Source organism: Chromobacterium subtsugae (genome assembly GCF_001676875.1).
Lineage (GTDB): Bacteria > Pseudomonadota > Gammaproteobacteria > Burkholderiales > Chromobacteriaceae > Chromobacterium > Chromobacterium subtsugae.
In genome coordinates this window covers 20,048-35,926 of the sequence record NZ_JYKA01000008.1, presented here as the reverse complement: position 1 = coordinate 35,926, position 15,879 = coordinate 20,048, and the positions used below count along the sequence as shown (strand labels likewise).

At 64.2% G+C, this 15,879-nt stretch carries 10 protein-coding genes and 2 CRISPR repeat arrays; of the genes, 3 read left to right on the top strand and 7 right to left on the bottom strand.

Annotated elements, in window-relative coordinates; genetic code table 11:
* Nucleotide 1: 1 nt before the first annotated feature.
* From cas7e to MY55_RS12230, 7 genes are all read right to left on the bottom strand, one after another.
* Nucleotides 2-1,138: a type I-E CRISPR-associated protein Cas7/Cse4/CasC gene (gene cas7e, locus MY55_RS12260; protein WP_043575465.1), complete on the bottom strand. Its 1,137-nt coding sequence runs from the start codon at nt 1,136-1,138 to the stop codon at nt 2-4.
* 27 nt (nt 1,139-1,165) lie between these two features.
* On the bottom strand, nt 1,166-1,699 hold the full coding sequence (casB, locus tag MY55_RS12255) for a type I-E CRISPR-associated protein Cse2/CasB (protein ID WP_043575466.1): 534 nt from the start codon (nt 1,697-1,699) through the stop codon (nt 1,166-1,168).
* A complete protein-coding gene (casA, locus tag MY55_RS12250; RefSeq protein ID WP_043575467.1) occupies nt 1,692-3,239 on the bottom strand; it encodes a type I-E CRISPR-associated protein Cse1/CasA in 1,548 nt (515 codons plus the stop codon). Before casA ends, casB begins: the two co-directional genes overlap by 8 nt.
* Nucleotides 3,236-5,953, bottom strand: coding sequence for a CRISPR-associated helicase/endonuclease Cas3 (locus MY55_RS12245; RefSeq protein ID WP_047258693.1), 2,718 nt, complete (start codon nt 5,951-5,953; stop codon nt 3,236-3,238). Before MY55_RS12245 ends, casA begins: the two co-directional genes overlap by 4 nt.
* 211 nt (nt 5,954-6,164) lie before the next feature.
* Entirely contained in the window at nt 6,165-6,608 is a 444-nt protein-coding gene (locus MY55_RS12240; RefSeq protein ID WP_043575468.1) for an RES family NAD+ phosphorylase, read from the bottom strand.
* Nucleotides 6,605-7,078, bottom strand: coding sequence for an antitoxin Xre/MbcA/ParS toxin-binding domain-containing protein (locus tag MY55_RS12235; protein WP_052258067.1), 474 nt, complete (start codon nt 7,076-7,078; stop codon nt 6,605-6,607). Before MY55_RS12235 ends, MY55_RS12240 begins: the two co-directional genes overlap by 4 nt.
* Nucleotides 7,079-7,189: 111 nt before the next feature.
* Nucleotides 7,190-8,134: direct repeats of the CRISPR family, unit length 29 nt; unit sequence CGGTTCATCCCCACGCCCGTGGGGAACAC.
* A 143-nt stretch (nt 8,135-8,277) separates the two neighbouring features.
* Entirely contained in the window at nt 8,278-10,521 is a 2,244-nt protein-coding gene (locus MY55_RS12230; protein WP_244270682.1) for a glycoside hydrolase, read from the bottom strand.
* Between the two features lie 123 nt (nt 10,522-10,644).
* On the opposite strand from MY55_RS12230, the gene earP reads away from it, so the two are divergent.
* From earP to MY55_RS12215, 3 genes are all read left to right on the top strand, one after another.
* A complete protein-coding gene (earP, locus tag MY55_RS12225) occupies nt 10,645-11,790 on the top strand; it encodes an elongation factor P maturation arginine rhamnosyltransferase EarP (protein WP_043575469.1) in 1,146 nt (381 codons plus the stop codon).
* 61 nt (nt 11,791-11,851) lie between these two features.
* Entirely contained in the window at nt 11,852-12,415 is a 564-nt protein-coding gene (gene efp / locus MY55_RS12220) for an elongation factor P (protein WP_031296347.1), read from the top strand.
* A 69-nt stretch (nt 12,416-12,484) separates the two neighbouring features.
* Nucleotides 12,485-14,344: a CRISPR direct-repeat array (repeat unit 29 nt; unit sequence CGGTTCATCCCCACTCGCGTGGGGAACAC).
* A gap of 210 nt (nt 14,345-14,554) precedes the next feature.
* Nucleotides 14,555-15,874 (top strand): replication-associated recombination protein A, encoded by a 1,320-nt coding sequence (locus MY55_RS12215; protein ID WP_043575470.1) that lies wholly within the window; start codon nt 14,555-14,557, stop codon nt 15,872-15,874.
* The last annotated feature ends 5 nt before the right edge of the window (nt 15,875-15,879 follow it).

The window sequence follows — 15,879 nt, the reverse complement described above, 5'->3', positions numbered from 1 at the left end:
TTCATTGCTCCAGCTTGGCGCTGACCTGCGCCGCCACCCAATCGGCCAGCGCATTCAGGCTGGGCAGCTTTTCGCCCTTGCCCGCAGGCCAGGCGCCGGACAGGTCGATATAGGCCCAGGCGTCGTTCGCATTGCCGTAAATGCCGGACAGATTGCTGTCGTAGTCGGCCAACGCGGCTACCGAGGGCGAGGTCAGCGCATCGCCGCCACGCGCGTAAACCGGCTTTTCGAAAGCATTGGCCAGATTCAACGGGCTCGCGTGGCGGATGGCCACGCCGATGAAGCTGGGCGGGTTGTGCGCGGCGAAGGTGTTTTGCTTGCCGGTGGGAATGGCGCGCGCCGTCGCCAGGGTCAAGGCGCGCAGGCCGGTCAAGGCCAGGTCTTTGTCTTGCTGCAGATTAGCCGCCAGCTTGACGGGGTCGACTACTGAATAGCGATAGAAGGTGGCGGAATTGAATTCCACCTGCCCGATCATGCCGGCGCCGGTCTCGTCCGCGCCGCCCATGTCGTCCACCGCGGTGAAGTAATCGAACTCGCGCTCTACCCGGTGGGTGCTGATCGCGTGCGCCACCTGGCAGGCGGCATCCTGATTCACCTCCGGCATATCGGCCAACATGCGGCCGAACAAGGCCACATCCAACGCCTTGCCGCCATTCATGATGGACTTTGCCTGCTTCACCACCTCGGCCGGCGCGCTGGCCTTGGCGTCCTTCTTGCTCTTTTTTTCGCCGCTTGCCGGCGCGGCCAAGGCCTCCCAATGCTCGTTCACCAGCTTGGCGAAGGCATCAATCTCTTGCTGCCCCAGGAACAGCAGGTACTCGGTCTTGCCGTCATCCTTCAGCTTGAGGCCCGCAGCCGCCAAGGCGGCTTCGATGCGGGCATTCACATCCTCGCTCTCCCGGCCGTATTGTTCGCTCAATTGCGCGCGCAGCAGGTCCAGCAGCTTCTTGGTGCGCACGCCCTGGTTTTGCGACGGAAAATCCGCGCCCAGCCGAATGGTGCGCTTGAAACACTGGCTGCTGACCCGCGCTCGGCGGTAGCCGCCAAACATGGCGTCCTTGGGCGCGCCGGTGTCGTCGCGGTTCAGATTGGACGGCGCGAAATTCTGGATCAGATGGAATTCGACAAACAGGCTCATGGCTATCTCTCGGGTAAATGGAAAAAATCAGCCCTGCTCGGTTTCATGCTGGCGATAGAAATCCCGCGCCCAATTGCGGCGCGCCTTGTCGCGCGAGGTGGTGCCGTCGTATTGCTCCCTTTGCCAGGGCGACAGCCAATCATTCAAATCCCGCAATAAAGCCTGGTAATCCAGGCCGTAACCATCCGCCGCCAACAGCGCGGCCGCTTGGCGCAGATAGTTGGGCAGTTGCTCCGGCTCGGCATCCAATAGCGCGATGAAACGCTTCTCCACGCTGTCGCTTTTCCGGTGCTGCCAAAGCTTGCCCAAGGCGGCGGCCAAGCTCTGTCCCGGCTGATGCCTGGGCAGCAAGGCAAACAGGCCGGCCGCGACATACAGCGCCAGCCGGAAGCTGTCTTCGGCATGGCTGTCCGCCGGCACAAAGCGCTCCACATGGGGAAAAGCCGGCGGGTATGCGCCGGGCGGGAAACCAACGCTGCGGCGCAAGGCGGCCAGCGCGCCCCTATCGTGTTCCGCCAATTGCTGCAGATGCAGGATGAAGTCCTGCGCGTGTTCAGACATGGGCTTGCTCCTCGACAGACGATGGGGACTTAAGCGGTTTCAACAACGAGTGGTAAGCCGGCTCCGCCCGCGTCTGCGCGCGGAGCGCCTTGGCCGTGGAGCCTGACTGCTTGCACGCGGCAGACCAGGCCTGAACCACAGCGGCGTGCCGGGCATCGCGCCAATGCGCGTCCGCCTCGTCCAGGCGCGACTCGCCTATCAAATCCAATAGACGCGGCAATTGGCGCTCCAGCGCTGAAAAATACAGCGCGCCAGCCGGACCGTTCTCGAACAAGCTACGCGCCCGGCTGCGGGTATCTTTGTGCGATTCGTCCGGCATGGAGCGCGCCAGCATCGTTGTCGCCGTTTGGCGCAAATGGGAAAAATCCTCTTCCGTCGGCCGCAGGAAACCGCGCAGCTCATCGGAAGCCTCGGCCTGCTCCAATAAGCGGCGGGGCAATAGAAAGCGCTCCGCGCGCCAGCGCAACAGCTTGGCCTGATCGCTGGCGAGACCGGCCACCAGGATAGGCATCGAGGCCGTTTCGCCCATCGACTGTCGCAATGCTTCCGCCCAGCTCAACACGGCTGCCGCTACAGCATGCTTGCCGCTGGCGTCAGGCAAGAATGTCGCCAGATCGCGCCACAGCGCCCGTCCTTCGGTAAAACTCAAGCGCACCAGACCGACGCTGCCCATCCGGTAACTAGCCATCGGGTCCGGCGCATGCTCGTCGTCGGCCAAAGCCACGCCTGCGGCGAAACGGATGCGCGCCACAGCCAGGCCGTCATCCTCGGGCAGCAGCAACACCGCCCGGCTCAAACGGGTATAGCGGTCATTCGGCCCCGTCGCCAAGGTAGGCTCGCCCTTCAAGGCAGCAATGGCGACAGCACCTTTCTCCCACGCGGGCCTGTCCTGCTCGGTTTGTACTGGCGCGGGATGCAAAGCCAGGCACAAGGTTTGCGCCAAGGTATCGCCCTGCGGCATGGCCGCCGCGGTATTGGCCAGCGGGCCGGCTTTGTCCGAATCGCGCAGCGTCTTCACCAAACCGCCCGGCGTGAATTGCAAGAAGCCCAGCAACTGTCTCAGCAACATGGGCGCGGCGATGGCAACGGGTACGGTATCCACCGCGTGGTCGAACACCACCGGCGCATTGCCGGTGCTGCTGGACAAAGCGATCTGCGTCCACGGTTTGGTTTTGTCCCGGGTTTCCTCCGCCGTGGCCAATGCCGCCACCTGCATGAAGGGAAACTCGGGGTGAAACAGGAAGAAGCGCTCCCGCCATTGCTCCAGGTAGCCATGAATCAGCTGGAGCGGCAGTCCATCGCGGTAATAGCCCGCCATGTCGCGCAAGCGCCACTGCCCTTTACCCTGCGACAAAGCGCGATGAAAGATGACGAGCAGCAGCCGGTATTGCGCGATCAGATTGGGCGGATCGGTTTCCGCCAAACCGCTTATTTCGCCCGCCCGGGCGAACAGCTCCAGCAGACCGACCGCCTCCACCCGGCCATCCAGCCCGCGCACCGGCAGCCAGGGCTCGTCCAGCAGATTGAATCTTGCGTTCATGCCATCTCCTGTTTCGGCGCCGGGCCGTATACCAAGCCCAGCCTAGAATCGAGACTCACCAGCGTATTGCCCAGCAGGCTGCCATCGGCCTGCAACAACAATGGCTGGCAATGCGTCAGCAAAGCATGCTCCTGCAGCGCGGGAAATAAAGGCTGCTGCAACAGCGCCTGAACCACATCCTTGCGGGACAGCTTGATCTGCCGCGAGTACAAGCGCTTGGCCAGCGCGTCGTCTACCGGCTGCTGCGGATTGAATGGCGCGTCATCCGGCGCCAGCCGCCAATGGCCTTCGCCATCCGGCCACAGCGGTAGCGCGGTGACGCTGTCCTCGCCTAGCCGCGTCTTGTTGCGCAGCCCCAGAATGTCGTCCTCATCCGCGCCATGCGGTTTGTCCGCATAGGCATAGGCGGGCTCGGCGCTGGGGTCGATGGCGATATGGCTGGCCAACTGGGCCTGGAAGGTCGTCTTGGCACCGTGGCGGGTTTTGTCCACCATCTCGATCCGGTCCTGCAGCTCCTGCGGCAGATGGCTCAAATCCGGCCACGGCGCGTAAACCGCCTGCACCAGCCGGTCGATATCCAGCGGCAAGCGCCAGGTGGGGTCATTCAATAAAACGGCCCAAGTCACCACGCACAGATAATCGCCGTAGATGCTTCCCCACTTGGTTTGTTTCAGCTCCGGCAGGCGGTCCGGCAACAAGCCGGCAACCCGCAAATGCGGCGTTAAATGAGCAGCGGGCCGCTGGTCGCGGCGATGGCGATGCAGCCGGCCGGCGCGCTGCAACAGCAAATCCACCGGGGCGAGGTCGGAAATCAGGAAGTCGAAGTCGATATCAAGGCTTTGTTCGGCCACTTGGGTTGCAAGCAGCAGGGCTCGGTCTGGCCGTTGTCCAGAGGCACCAGGCGCGCCAAAAGTCTGCAAGACTTGCCGCTCGCGCAACAGCCGTTCATCAGCAGGAAAACGGGCGTGGAACAGCAATAGTTCGACGCCATCCCCCAGTCTTCCCGCCAACATGGAATACAACTGCTGCGCCCTGTCCACGGTATTGACGATCACCGCACCGCAGCCGCCATCGTCCAACGCGTCCAACGCGGCGGCGGCTATGCTCTCCAGCGACTCATCCAGGCCGGATACCGCAATCGGCTGCTGTTCACGTACTTTGAATGTCTCTCCACGCACTCCGCCATGGTCCGCCAGCAAGACTCTGGGATAGGACAATGCCGGGATGTCCGAGGCATCAACTCCCCAGGCGTTCAACAAGCGGGCCCGCCGGGCGTCCGGCAAGGTGGCGCTCATCAGGATGACCGAACAACCCATGCCCTTGAGCCAGCGCAGCAAGGCCTCTATCAGCGTGCTGGTATAAGCGTCGTAAGCATGGACCTCGTCCAGCACCACCACCTTGTCCGCCAGCCCCCATAAGCGCACAAAGTGATGCTTGACGTTCATCACGCCAAACAGCGCCTGATCCACCGTGCCCACGCCATACGGCGACAACAAGCTGCGGCGGCGCTGCCCGAACCAGGCTGACGAGCGGACTGAGTCGTCGCCCTCATCCCCCCAGACATTGCGCAGCTTGGCCACCGTTTCATTCATGGCCGCGCCGCCATGCGCCAGCTGGATGTCCAAGCGGACGCTGTCTGCAAACGCTCGCAAAAACACCAGCGCGCGCTCGAACAGCGCGTTGCCGGTGGCTTGAGTCGGCAGGGCGAAATAGATGCCGCGATGGCCCAGCCTGGCCTGCAGCCGCAGGCTGGCCAGAAACGCCAGCTCGGTCTTGCCCTCTCCCATCGGCGCTTCCACCACCATCAAGCTGGGGCCGGCCCCTTCGGCAAGCAACGCGTCCGCGACGCGTTGCAGCGGCCGGGCGGCAAGCGGTTGCTGCGCGTTCAAAATGCGAGTCAGCAGCTCATCGCAGGCAAGATCGGGCTGTGGGAGCAAGGCGCGTTGGGCTGGCCAACCCAGCTTGTCGACATCGACCAAAACTGCGCGCGCTATTTTTTGCGCGCATTGAAAATGTTCAAGCGGCGTCGCGCCGCGTTCGCCAGGCGGAAACCACTCAGCGTTGGAACCTATCCAGTCGCATACGCTGGTCAGACCCGCCAGCCACTCCACCGCGATCAGCGATAGATCGCGATCCTGCGGCCACTCCAGCGGCGCAACCGTATCCCAATAGACGTCGAATAGCTGCTGCCGCGCCTGCTTCCAGGTATCCGGTTCGCGCAGAGGCGCACCCTTGCGCATATCGACGAAGTTGAAGCCATGATGGGCGCTGACCGCCTGGGCCACGCACAAGGCCCAGGCAAAAGGCGCATTGCGCGCCTGCAACAAGGGCGGCAGCAGGCTGGCGGTGGCCAAATCGTGACGATCTTGCTCCAACGCCTTTTCCGGCATGAATGGCAGGCCCGCGCGCTCATCCAGCGCGCGGCCCTCATCCCATTTCGCCTGGAAGCCGGGAGTCGCCTTGCCCAGATCATGCAAACCCACCAAGCCGGCCAACCATGAAAACACCGCATGCTCCGGCAAGCCGAAGCGCTGCGCCAACACCTTGGCCGAAATCCCGCAGTAGTCGAGCAAAGCCAGCGTCACCGCCGCCACATCCAGCATATGGCATAGCAAACCATGGCCATGGGGATCGCCGCTTTTGGCCCAGAGTTGCCGGACGGATAACGATAGGCCGTTAAACGGCTGCCCGCCTTTTCCTGAAGTTTCAGTGATCTTGCTTTTGCAGCCCCGCTCAGCCTGCATCGCTCCTCCGGCAAAAACCGGTCAGCCCGCTGGACCCGACCCAAGCGCGCAGATTAGCAGCAGGAAAATCATTCGTCATTTCACATTGAAAATGTCATGGCGCGCATTACGCGGCAGCATCGCCAAAGTAAAAAACCGAACGGCGACGTTCGACTTCAGGGAGGGGGAGGCAAACGGCGGCTCAGCCGGGCCGGAAGCGGGGATCGAGCGGGGCTTGCATCGCCGCCAGTATCTTGCAGGCGGCGGCATCGGGATGGACGGGGTTGAGCAGGTAGTTCCAGCCCTCCACCGCCAGCGCGCTGGGCACCCGCAGCACCGCGCCGGGCGCCTGGGCCAGCCAGGTGTCGCCCAGCGCGCGGGTTTGCTCTTGGTCGTCGCGCCAGTCTGCCGACAATTGGGCCGGATCCAGCGCCTGCACCAGACCATCAGGGATATCCACCTTCAGCAGAGTGAAGGTGTTGGGCAACACGGCGAACTCGCTGTGCACCAGCATTTCCAGCATGGCGCTGGCCGCATGGTCGGCCAGGTAGACGATGGGCTGGCCGGCATTGTGCCAGCGGCCGCGGGCGCGGATGCCGCCCAGGCCGCGCAAGTCTTCAAAGCGGCTGATCCGCCAGGCGATCATGCCGCATAGCCTTCCTCGATCTGGATCAGCAGCTCTTCAACCAGCCGCGCGCCCTGCTCGGTTCTGGCCACTTCCAGCGCGCTGCGGCCATCGAAACGGCGCAATGGCTGGCGCAGCCAGGCGGTTGCCGCCTCCTTGCCGCCCAGCAGCTGCTCGGCCTGCAGCAGCAGGTTGACCAGCCGCACGCTGCGTTCGGATTCGTCGGTGCTCAGGCGTTCGCCGTTTTTGATGCGGTGGGTCAGCGTACGCGGCGGAATGACGAACTCCAGCTCGCGCCGGGTCAGCCCCTCATCGGTCAGGCGAGTGATCACGCCGGGATCCAAGCCCTTGGCTACCTCTTTCACGATGTCGTAATCGCTGCTCACCGGCGCGCCCAGCAAGTCGGACTGGCGGGAGCGGCGCTCTCCCTCCCTGACCGTGGCGCGGCGGATGAGAACGGGGTCGGGCCGGAATGCGGCGCGTGCGGGCATGGCAATCTCCAATCAGGCAATTTGCTCAATCATTATCGGCATTTTGCCAGGCAGGCACAAGCCGAGACATTCCATCCAGAAAAACAAGCCGCACATCACGTTTGCAAGCCGTGGCCCATCCCCACGCCCGTGGGGAACACCGCGTCGGATCTCGGGGCAACCCATGCCCAGCGGGTTCATCCCCACGCCCGTGGGGAACACTTTGGCTTCGTTGGCGTAACTGCTCTGTTAGACGGTTCATCCCCACGCCCGTGGGGAACACGTACTGGGATCATTACCATTTTGGAGACGAGAAGGTTCATCCCCACGCCCGTGGGGAACACGAAACGGAGGAAATTGGCGGTGATTCGCAACTCGGTTCATCCCCACGCCCGTGGGGAACACGCCGTCGTCGTCATCATCGTCCGGATCATCGCCGGTTCATCCCCACGCCCGTGGGGAACACGTCTTTCAGACCGGAGCGGTTCATGGTGGGGTCCGGTTCATCCCCACGCCCGTGGGGAACACGGTGAAGCGGATCGGGTTCATTGCGCCCCCAGCGGTTCATCCCCACGCCCGTGGGGAACACGCCCTCCTGGTTGGTGTCGCCGAAAAGCATGGCGGTTCATCCCCACGCCCGTGGGGAACACCCGTCGATGCCGTCCGGGCGAAATACCCGGCTCGGTTCATCCCCACGCCCGTGGGGAACACCGAAGCATAGGCGAGAAAGCGTTACTGTAACGCGGTTCATCCCCACGCCCGTGGGGAACACGTGCGGACGGCGATTTCATACGGCTGCATCGCCGGTTCATCCCCACGCCCGTGGGGAACACGTCCGCCAAGGGAGGTGTATGAAGAATGCTGCCGGTTCATCCCCACGCCCGTGGGGAACACCCGATCCTCGTCCGCCTCGGTAAATTTCGCGCCGGTTCATCCCCACGCCCGTGGGGAACACCTCTAGATAAAGGCCCTCTCCTGTTAGCACGCCGGTTCATCCCCACGCCCGTGGGGAACACCTGCGATCCGTCGAAACCCCGCTGAGAACGCGCGGTTCATCCCCACGCCCGTGGGGAACACACCAAATTCAACTCACTGATTTTTCAAAACAAAAAAGCGCATCCCAATCCTACCGAGAATTCCGTACCCAAATTGCGGCCAGCGCGGCGGAGGTCACCGCAGGCACAGCGCCCGCAAAACGACAACGGCATTATCGCCGCGCATCAGCCCCCGCCGCAATCCGCCACCCGCAGCAGCCGCGGCGGCTGGCCAGCCAGCTCCACCCTCAGGCTTTGCGGCGGCAGCGCCTGATCGCCCTCGCCCACCGCCGTCGCGCCGAAGTTGGCGCTCAGGCGGCTGCCGTCGGCGAAGCGGGTTTGCTGCGCCGTGCGCTCGGCGTTCAGCCAGACGAAGCCGGTCAGCGCCTGCAGCGCCAGTTGCAGGTGAACCGGGCGGAAGGCGCGGTCGGCGCATTGTAGCTGCGGCAGCCTGGCCTTGAGGCTGGCGGCGGACAGGTGGAACAGCGGCGGCACGTTGTACAGCCACTGCGCCAGCAGATTGTCGGCGTAGGCGTTGGAAAACTTCAGGTTGTCGTACAGCCAGTGGTTGGTGGTGATGATGGAGCCGTGGAACACCGCCTGGTATAGCGGCAGCCGGTACTGCGGCGCGTAGTAGAGGTCGCGGTACGGTTGCTTCAGCGGCGCCTGGCGGAAGAAGATTTCCGGCTGGTCAGCCGGGAACCAGCGGCCGAGGAAATACGGCGACTGCCGGTTTTTCTGCAGGTCCGCGTCGCCCCAGCCCAGCACCGGCACCTGCATGCCGTGAGCGAAGGCGATGCCGCCGCTGGTGGCGGCGTTGCCCATTTCCGAGCCTACCGGCTGCTTGAAGCGGTCGGCCAGCCAACGCATGCTTTGCTCGTTGCCGGCGGCCAGTTGCGCCTGGCTGCCGCGATGGCCGGCGCTGTAGTCGTCAAACACCATGCCGGTGGCGTAGGCATCCAGGAACCAGCTGTTGAAGCCGGCGGCGGTTTGCAGGGCCTCGGCGCGCCGCCGCAGCGTGGCGCGCACGCAGTCCGGATTGGTGTAATAGCCGGCTTGCTGGAAGCCGGTTTTCTTCTTGCCGCTGGCCAGCGTGACGCCGCAGTCGCGGTAGACTGCCGCGCCTTGCTGGGCGGTGAGCCAGTCGACATGCTGACCGGGCGGCAGCGCGGTTTCGTAGGAATCGTAGGCGGCCATCAGGTAGCCCGCCTTGATGCCGGCCGCCACCGCCTGTGGCTGCCACAGGCCGCCTTCCCAATTGTCCGCGCCCAGCCACAGCCGCTTGAGGCCGGCCGCCGCCAGCGCGTCCACGGTTTTGCGCGACAGCCCGCCGCCCCAGCGCGTGGAGTCGGCGGCCAGCGCCGGGCCGAAGTCGCGCTCCACCTGTCCGCGCAGCCGGCGGTAAGGCTCGGCCATGCCTTCCCAGTCCGGCTGCGGCCCCAGCCAGCCGGCGCGGGCCTCGGCGGTCAGCGCTTGGTTGAAGGCCTCGATCAGCGTTTTCTTCTGGTAACGGTCAGGCCGGGAGCCGACTTGCTGCAGCAGTTGCCGCGCTTCGGCGTCGAAACGGCCGCGCAGCTTGCGCGCCAGCGCGCCGCCGCCGCGCAGCCGCTGCACAAAGCCGGGCCAGTCGGCCACGTCGTCGGCATCCAGCAGGTTATTGCCCCACAGGTAAACATGGCTGGCGCCGATCAGCCGCGCAGCTTCGGGCTGCGCCCGGATCTTGTCCGCCAGCGTCTGGTAGCGCCCTTCGTCTTCCAGCCATTGCCGGTAGCGTTGCGCGCCGGACAGGAGGTTGGCTTCGCCCAGGTGCAGCAACAGCGTCATCGGCTGCTGCTGATTGAGCGCGTTGAACTCGTGGCTAAGCGACAGGGCCAGCCCCTTGCCTTCGGCGCGGATGGCCAGCGCATTGTTGAACGGGTTGAGCAGCAGCCAGCTCAGGCTGTGATGGCCATAATCCATGCCCCACAGCGGCAGGCTGAGATTTTCCGAAGTATTGAGGCCGTCGCCGGCGAAGCCGGGCAGAAAGTCCTGCCACAGTTTGTCTCCCGCCGGGATGTAACTGCCCTCGGCCAGCGGCAGCAGCAAACCATGCCCCATCGCGGCGGCGGGCTGGCGCAACAGCTCCACCTTGCCGGCCTCGCGGGCCGTCAGCGTCAGCTGCAGATCGCGGCCCTGCAAGCTGGCGCGCCAGCTGTATTTGCCATCGTCCCATTGCCATTGCGCCGTTTGGCCATCCTGGCTCAACGCCGACACCGCATGCGGCGCCGCGCCTTGCGACAGTTGCCGCGCCATCGCTCCCGCCGGCTTCGCCGCGATGGCCAGCGTGGCCGGCTCCAGCTCCACCTGCCACAAGCCATTCTGCAACAACACCCCCGCCCAGGCTGGCAGCGGCAGCGCCGCCAGCAGCCATGTCCATGCTTTCTTGCGCACAGGCATACCTTTATATATGTATCGTCGCTTGTATCGACTCCCCCGGCCGCTAAAAATTCGCAACCGGTGATATTGCCGCGCCGCCCGTGATAAGCTCGCGCGGTTTTCATCTTTAGCCTAGCCATGACACGCCAACACTGGGACATCTTCTGCACCGTCATCGACAACTACGGCGACATCGGCGTCGCCTGGCGGCTGGCGCGCCGGCTGGCGCATGATCGCGGCCTGGCGGTGCGGCTGTGGGTGGACGACCTGGCCAGCTTCGCGCGCATCGCCCCGGGGCTGGACCCGGCGCTGCCGCAACAGACGCTGGCCGGCATCGACATCCGCCAGTGGCCGCTGGCCGGCTTCCCCCCCGATGTCGTCCCCGGCGACGTGGTGGTAGAGGCCTTCGCCTGCCGGCTGCCGGACAGCTTTGAAGAAGCGATGGCGGCGAAGCCGGCCAAACCGGCGTGGATCAACCTGGAATACCTGTCGGCCGAGGACTGGACTCTCAGCCATCACAAGCTGCCCTCGCCCCATCCCAGGCTGCCGCTGACCAAGCATTTCTTCTTCCCCGGCTTCGACGCCGCCAGCGGCGGGCTGATCTGCGAAGACGGCCTCATCGCCGCGCGCGAGGCCTGGCAGGCCGACCCGGCGGCGCAACAAGCCTACTGGCGGCGGCGCGGCCTGCCGCCGCCGCAAGCCGGCGAACTGCGCGTCAGCCTGTTCGCCTATGAGAACCCGGCGGCGACGGCGCTGCTGCGGGCCTGGGCCGATGGCGCGCAACCGGTCTCCTGCCTGGTGCCGGCCGGCAAGGTGCAGGCCGATGTGGAGCGGGTGTTCGGCAAGGCGTTGCGGCCGGGAGAACCCGCCAACCTGGGCAATCTGACAGTCCATATCCTGCCGCTGAGCGGCCAGGACGACTACGACCGCCTGCTGTGGGGCTGCGATTTCAATTTCGTGCGCGGCGAGGACAGCCTGGTGCGCGCGCAATGGGCGGCGCGGCCGCTGGCCTGGCACATCTACCCGCAGGACGACGACGCCCACCTCGACAAGCTGCGGGCTTTTCTCGACCATTACTGCCAAGGCCTGCCCGCCGAGGCGGCGCAAGCCGCGCGCGCGCTCAACCTGGCGTGGAACCAGGGCGGCGACATCGCCGCGGCCTGGCGCCGCGCCGCGCCCTGCCTGCCCGCCTGGCGGCAACATGCGACAAACTGGCAACAGGCGCTGCTGCAACCGGGCGATCTCGTCGTGAGACTGCTGCACTTTATCGCCGATATCGGCTAGAATACTGCGTTTTGTCGGGAATCTTTCCCGGCTTCAATCAAGAGTTTGGGATTAGACAAGCATGAAAACCGCACAAGAACTGCGCGCTGGCAACGTATTCATGGTAGGCAGCGACCCGATGGTCGTGCAAAAGGCTGAATTCAGCAAATCCGGCCGCAACGCTTCCGTCGTCAAGATGAAGATGAAGAACCTGCTGACCGGCGCCGGCAGCGAAGCCGTATACCGCGCGGACGACAAGTTCGACGTGGTGGTTCTGGACCGCAAGGACTGCACCTACTCCTACTTCGCCGACCCGATGTACGTGTTCATGGACACCGAGTTCAACCAGTACGAAGTGGAAGCCGACAACCTGGGCGACACCCTGAACTTCATCGTCGACGGCATGGAAGACATCTGCCAGGTCACCTTCTACGATGGCAAGGCCATCTCCGTAGAACTGCCGACCACCGTAGTCCGCGAAGTGGAATACACCGAGCCGGCCGTGCGCGGCGACACCTCGGGCAAGGTACTGAAACCGGCCCGCCTGGTAGGCACCACCTTCGAAGTACAGGTTCCGGCCTTCGTCAACACCGGCGAAAAGATCGAAATCGACACCCGCACCAACGAATTCAAGAAGCGCGCCTAAGCCTTCTTCAGCTCGTGATGCCGAAAAGCGCCCCAAGGGCGCTTTTTTCATGCCGGCATTCGATACAGGCGAGTCATCCCCACGCGCGTGGGGAACACAGTGGCCTGTTTCCCCCCAACCCCACCAGCCACGGTTCATCCCCACTCGCGTGGGGAACACGCCGCCTATTACGGCCTGACACCGGACCCCCACGGTTCATCCCCACTCGCGTGGGGAACACACCTGCATTCCATTCGCCTGAAAACCACTCGCCGGTTCATCCCCACTCGCGTGGGGAACACGCCCTGGTGGTAACCGGCGGCGACGCCACGGCCGGTTCATCCCCACTCGCGTGGGGAACACGGGTTCGACGTGCAGAACCAGTACATCGCCGGCGGTTCATCCCCACTCGCGTGGGGAACACATGATGGCGAAGTGCATGCGCGGCATCGGCACCGGTTCATCCCCACTCGCGTGGGGAACACACCTGACCGCAATCATCAGAAGCGCGGTTTATCGGTTCATCCCCACTCGCGTGGGGAACACCGAGCCTGGCCCAAGCCCAACAAGCCGCAACTCGGTTCATCCCCACTCGCGTGGGGAACACATTGGCAACTGTTTTCGGATCAACCACCTGGACGGTTCATCCCCACTCGCGTGGGGAACACTCGCCCTGGAACAGCAGTACATCGGATCCCGCCGGTTCATCCCCACTCGCGTGGGGAACACACGGCCGATCCGACGGTGCCGAACTCCGGCTACGGTTCATCCCCACTCGCGTGGGGAACACATCTCCTCCGCGCTGATCGTAGGCGAAAGGAACGGTTCATCCCCACTCGCGTGGGGAACACACATCGTCATCGTGGTTCACCGGAAGGAACTGCGGTTCATCCCCACTCGCGTGGGGAACACCGTCAAGGATCACCGAGGAGACAACCTCATAACGGTTCATCCCCACTCGCGTGGGGAACACTCGTCACAAACAAAAATCGCGCCCGGAGGTAACGGTTCATCCCCACTCGCGTGAGGAACACAAGCCGCAAATCCATTTCAGGCCATCCGGGAACGGTTCATCCCCACTCGCGTGGGGAACACACCTGCATCCCATTCGCCTGAAATCCAGAGGACGGTTCATCCCCACTCGCGTGGGGAACACTCTCTCTACATTCGACCCCTTTGTACATGAACCGGTTCATCCCCACTCGCGTGGGGAACACGTGCGGCACGGTTGTCGGCGTGGCTCAGTTGCCGGTTCATCCCCACTCGCGTGGGGAACACCTCGGGGTGATGCGCTACGGCGACGCAGTGGTGCGGTTCATCCCCACTCGCGTGGGGAACACCCTTTAAGTTCGTCACAACATCGATCAGGACACGGTTCATCCCCACTCGCGTGGGGAACACTAAGCTCGGACCGCGCTATCAACCTCCATGTGCGGTTCATCCCCACTCGCGTGGGGAACACACCTCCAGGTGCAGTCGATTTCTGATGGTGTCCGGTTCATCCCCACTCGCGTGGGGAACACGTTAGCTTCGGTTGTAGACCCGGCGTCCTCGACGGTTCATCCCCACTCGCGTGGGGAACACGGCCTCCATGCGCGCTTTGATCAGCGCAACGGCGGTTCATCCCCACTCGCGTGGGGAACACGGATTGATCTGAAAGCTGGCGTAGTCGTCCGGCGGTTCATCCCCACTCGCGTGGGGAACACTAGCCCTTAGGGACTGGATCAGGAGGAGGCGGCGGTTCATCCCCACTCGCGTGGGGAACACCAGGTCCACAACCTCAAGCAGACCACCATCGTCGGTTCATCCCCACTCGCGTGGGGAACACCTATTCTGCAAGGAAGTGCGCTGCCATGGGGGCGGTTCATCCCCACTCGCGTGGGGAACACAACTCATTTTCCACACCCCAAGTGCGTTCAATCGGTTCATCCCCACTCGCGTGGGGAACACACCATTTTCAATCCACTGATTTTTAAAGATAAAAAACCACTCCCAAATTCTACCGATTTTTCCGGAACAATACTTCGCTCAAATCGCCCAGATCCATAGCCTGCCGCCATCCCGCAAGCATGCACGCCCAAAACGCCTGGCTGGCGCTTTTTTCATGCCTGCCGCCAACTGTTATACTGTTGCTCCGCAATATCCCGCCCGAAGCCCGCCATGCCCGACCTGTTCGCCGCCGAACCCCAGAAGCCGCTCGCCGAAGCGCTGCGCCCCGCGCGGCTGGACGATGTCATCGGCCAGCAGCACCTGATCGGGCCGGGCAAGCCGCTAAGCCTGGCGGTGGCGGCCGGCAAGCCGCATTCGATGATTCTGTGGGGGCCGCCAGGCGTCGGCAAAACCACGCTGGCGCGCATACTCGCCGCCAGCTTCGATGCCGAGTTCATCCCGCTCTCCGCCGTTTTCGCCGGCGTCAAGGACATCCGCGAGGCGGTGGAGCGCGCGCACGCGGTGCTGCAGCGCGACGGCCGCCACACCATTCTGTTCGTCGACGAGGTGCACCGCTTCAACAAAAGCCAGCAGGACGCGTTTCTGCCCTTTGTCGAATCGGGCCTGGTCACCTTCATCGGCGCCACCACCGAGAACCCGTCGTTCGAGGTGAACTCCGCGCTGCTGTCGCGCGCCCAGGTGTATGTGCTGAACAGCCTGAGCGAGGACGAGCTGAAGCAGCTGCTGGCGCGCGCCCGGCACGAACACGCGCTGGACGGGCTGAATTTCGACGATGCCGCGGTTTCCACACTGACCGGCTATGCCGACGGCGACGCGCGCCGCTTCCTGAACCTGCTGGAGCAAACCCGCACCGCGGCGCAGGCGCGCGGCGCGGCCGACATCGACGCCGCCTTCCTGGAGGAAGTGCTGACGCTGAACGCGCGCCGCTTCGACAAGGGCGGCGACGCCTTCTACGACCAGATCTCGGCGCTGCACAAATCGGTGCGCGGCTCCAATCCGGATGCGGCGCTGTACTGGCTCAGCCGCATGCTGGACGGCGGCGCCGACGCGCGCTACCTGGCGCGCCGCATCGTGCGCATGGCCTGGGAGGACATCGGCCTGGCCGATCCGCGCGCGATGCAGATCGCCAACGACGCCGCCGCCACCTACGAGAGGCTGGGCAGCCCGGAAGGCGAGCTTGCGCTGGGACAAGCGGTGATCTATCTGGCGGTGGCCGCCAAGAGCAATGCCGGATACAACGCGTATAATGAGGCCCGCGCCTTCGTCAAACAGGACAAATCGCGCCCGGTGCCGGTACACTTGCGCAATGCCCCCACTCGCTTGATGAAGGAGCTGGGTTACGGGCACGCCTACCGTTACGCCCATGATGAACCCCATGCCTACGCCGCCGGCGAAACTTACCTGCCCGAAGGGATGGAGGACATCCGCTGGTACCGCCCGGTGCCGCGCGGACTGGAAAGCAAGATTCAGGATAAACTGGCCTTTTTGCGCCGGCTGGATGCCGACGCCCAGCAAGATCCCGACAAGTAAAAAAC